Annotated in this window: 4 protein-coding genes; all 4 read right to left on the bottom strand. The window is 35.8% G+C overall.

Going from position 1 to position 3,237, the window contains the following annotated elements; all coding sequences use genetic code 11:
• Positions 1–142: 142 nt before the first annotated feature.
• Positions 143–1,138 carry a tryptophan--tRNA ligase gene (gene trpS, locus HET73_RS06680; protein WP_174133370.1) on the bottom strand — a complete coding sequence of 332 codons (996 nt, stop codon included), beginning with the start codon at positions 1,136–1,138 and terminating at the stop codon, positions 143–145.
• Positions 1,139–1,150: 12 nt separating this feature from the next.
• The gene (locus HET73_RS06675) at positions 1,151–1,717 is read right to left on the bottom strand and encodes a nucleotide exchange factor GrpE (protein WP_174134241.1); all 567 of its coding nucleotides are present in this window, start codon (positions 1,715–1,717) and stop codon (positions 1,151–1,153) included.
• A 61-nt stretch (positions 1,718–1,778) separates the two neighbouring features.
• The gene (locus HET73_RS06670) at positions 1,779–2,756 is read right to left on the bottom strand and encodes a polyprenyl synthetase family protein (RefSeq protein ID WP_174134240.1); all 978 of its coding nucleotides are present in this window, start codon (positions 2,754–2,756) and stop codon (positions 1,779–1,781) included.
• Positions 2,757–2,765: 9 nt separating this feature from the next.
• The gene (rpsP, locus tag HET73_RS06665) at positions 2,766–3,101 is read right to left on the bottom strand and encodes a 30S ribosomal protein S16 (RefSeq protein WP_174134239.1); all 336 of its coding nucleotides are present in this window, start codon (positions 3,099–3,101) and stop codon (positions 2,766–2,768) included.
• Positions 3,102–3,237: the final 136 nt, after the last annotated feature.

Raw genomic sequence — 3,237 nt, 5'->3', positions numbered from 1 at the left:
CAAATTTACTAATATCGGCATGCCTATTTTCGAATTTGCCTCGTAAGTTCCTTCTATTACACCCTTTCATGGTAGCCATGCAACAAAGCCACCTTCCCTGTAAGATATTTAGCTCTAATGTCCGACGTAGTACAAGTTAGCGTTAAATAAAACCTATGATATTTTTAACTTCTTTTATGTTATGGTTTGCAATCTCTGCTGCTTTTTCCGTACCTTTTTTTAATATTTCATGTAAATAGAATTGGTCTTTTAAGAGGTCATTAATCTTCTCACGTATGGGTGATGTAACACTGATTATTAGATCAGTCAACTCTTTTTTAAAGTGTTTCATATCATGCTTGTTCATCTCTTCACATACTTTATCTACGTCTAAGCTACTTAGCGCTGAATAAATGTTTATCAAGTTACTTATTGCCAGGCGGCATTCTAAAGTAGCAAAATCAAAACCTAGTATTGAGTCTGTTTTTGCTTTTCCTATCTTTTTAACGATTAAGTCGTCTGTGTCGTCAAGGTTAATGCATGAATATTCTGAAGGGTCAGATTTGCTCATTTTGCTTGTGCCATCTCTTAAGCTCATTATTCTTGATGCATGATCTAAAACTAGGATTTCGGGTATAACGAAATGGTCAAGTTTGTAGTGATTGTTGAACGCTAATGCAATATCACGTGCTAGTTCCAAATGCTGTTTCTGATCATCACCAACAGGAACGTATTTAGCTTTATATAGCAATATATCTGCAGCCATAAGTATTGGGTAACTATATAACCCCAGAGAGGCTTTTTGTTTATCGCTACCAGCTTTATCTTTAAATTGAGTCATACGATTAAGCCAACCAACTGGTGTATAGCACCCAAGTAGCCAACCCAGCTCGGCATGGCCGCTAACTGTGGACTGACTAAAAATAATGGACTTTTCTGGATCTATTCCACACGCAATGTAAGCTGCTGCTGTTTTAAAAATATTACTTTTTAATTCACTTGCAGGAAGCTTATTGGCTGTGATTGCATGCAGGTCAACAATACAAAAAAGAGATTTATATTTATCCTGTAAGTCTATCCACTGTTTGATTGCACCAATATAGTTACCTAAGTGTAGTACACCACTTGGTTGAATGCCTGAAAAGACAATATTACACATTATTTTATTTTGTTAATTGTCTTCACAATCAGCAGATTTCTTGGAAATGATAACCATTGCAGGGCGAAGTAACCTACTTTTAATAGCATAACCGGTTTGTAAGACCTCTACAATAGTGCCAACTTCTTTTTCATTATCTTCTCTCTCTACAACAGCTTGATGTAAATTACTATCAAAGGGTTCTCCAATTGGGTCTATTTCTTCTATCCCGTGTTTTTTGAGATCATTCATGATTTTCTGATGAGCTACTTTGATTCCCTCATGCACAAGGTCATCATCTTTTAAATTTTCCATTACTTTTCTTAAATTGTCGCACAAATCGATCATATCACGTGCAAATTTTGTAACTGCATAGTCACTTGCATCGCTGATTTGCTTCTGCATTATACGTTTAACGTTCTCATTATCCGCAACAGCACGGCGCAAATGATCCTCAAGCTGAGCTGCACGTTCTTTTAACATATTGAGACTTTCGTTCAAATCATCAGTTTGCTTACTACTATCTTGCTGATCTTCGCTTTTATGCTTATTTACCATGTCGGTAAACTTCTTCTTTTTTTCCTTACTACTATCTGACATATCATTACTCTTAAGAACCTAATAAATATATAGCAATTAATCTGAAAATATCAAGAACTAGCTAAGCTTGTCTTTCTACGCTCGCATTTAAAAAGTCAATTAAAGCAGTTTTACAAGGGGAATCAGAAAAAGTACTGATGTTATTTTGCGCCATGTTAACGTAGTGCCTTGCTTTTTCTATGGAAAGCTGAATGGCATTGTGGTGATTAATATAGTATAACGCTTGATCAAAATCGTGTTCAGTTAAAGAAAAACATTTTTCCCAAAATTTTTGTTCCGCTGGATTGCCTTTTTCATATGCTATAATAGCAGGTAAAGTTACCTTGCCCTCGAAAAAGTCTTTCCCTACTTGCTTTCCAGAAGTACTTTGGTCAGCAGTATAATCAAGCATGTCATCAATTATTTGAAATGCTATACCAAAGTTAAAACCAAAATTCTTTAGCTTCTCTGTTTCATCGCTTGTAGCACCGGATATTACAGATGCAGCTTCACAGCACGCAGAAAATAAAGATGCTGTTTTTTCTCCAATAATATCAAAGTAATTTTTCCAGATAGTATGAGGGTTAAAGCGTGCTGTCATCTGCTTTATTTCGCCCTTTACAAGTGAATGTGATGCTCCAGATAAAATAGAGAGAATATTTAAATTTCCACATTCTATGAGCCATCTAAATGCTAGTGTCAATAACAGATCACCGACTAAAATGCTCGATTTATTCCCCCAAATTTTATTTGCTGTCTTAACTCCATGGCGTGCTTCGCTCTCATCGAGCACATCATCGTGAAGTAAAGTGGCATTGTGTATAAATTCTACCGATGCAGCAACCTTGATCCTATCCTCTCTAGAACAGTTTAGCATTTTACATATGATAAAGACGAGCTTAGGCCTTATCTTTTTTCCACCTGACCTAACAAGATGAGATATAATATCAGTAGCAAGCTTGATATCTTCATCATCGACGCTACTGAAGATAAAACCCTTCATAGCTGACAAATCAGAAGATATGATATCGTCTAATATATCATTATTTGTTAACAGCATTAAAGAGACTTATGCCTCTTGTTCTTTTACTTTTTTTGTCTCTACCTTCTTGGTTTCTACTTTCTTTTTTTCAGTTTTCTTTGGTTCCGTTTCTAAAGCTACTACGCCTTTTTTGATGAACCACAGCACTCTTTCAGTTGCTTGCGCACCTACACTGAGCCAATACTTTAACCTATCAGCTTTTATCACAACACGATTTTTATCGTCTTTTGGTAGCATCGGATCATACTGCCCTATTCTCTCGATAAAACGTCCATCCCTTGGTGCTTGCGAATTAGCTACAACTATCCTGTAAAAAGGGCGTTTCTTTCTACCAAATCTTGCCAACCTTATTTTGACTGCCATGTTAACCTTATTTATACATTAGTTACAATTTTATATAATAAGCAGTTTAAGTCAAATGAATTTTAATATGTAGAGCAACTGGCATAAAAGCTACTTATCAACCCCCGCCAACCTCCTTATAATAGACTTCTTTCAA

Source organism: Wolbachia endosymbiont of Atemnus politus (genome assembly GCF_013309895.1).
This window is presented reverse-complemented; position numbering and strand designations above follow the sequence as displayed.

Coding starts and splice junctions, on each gene's coding strand:
- trpS (WP_174133370.1), bottom strand. CDS start 1,138: ATGTGTAATATTGTCTTTTCAGGCATTCAACCAAGTGGTGTACTACAC.
- HET73_RS06675 (WP_174134241.1), bottom strand. CDS start 1,717: ATGTCAGATAGTAGTAAGGAAAAAAAGAAGAAGTTTACCGACATGGTA.
- HET73_RS06670 (WP_174134240.1), bottom strand. CDS start 2,756: ATGCTGTTAACAAATAATGATATATTAGACGATATCATATCTTCTGAT.
- rpsP (WP_174134239.1), bottom strand. CDS start 3,101: ATGGCAGTCAAAATAAGGTTGGCAAGATTTGGTAGAAAGAAACGCCCT.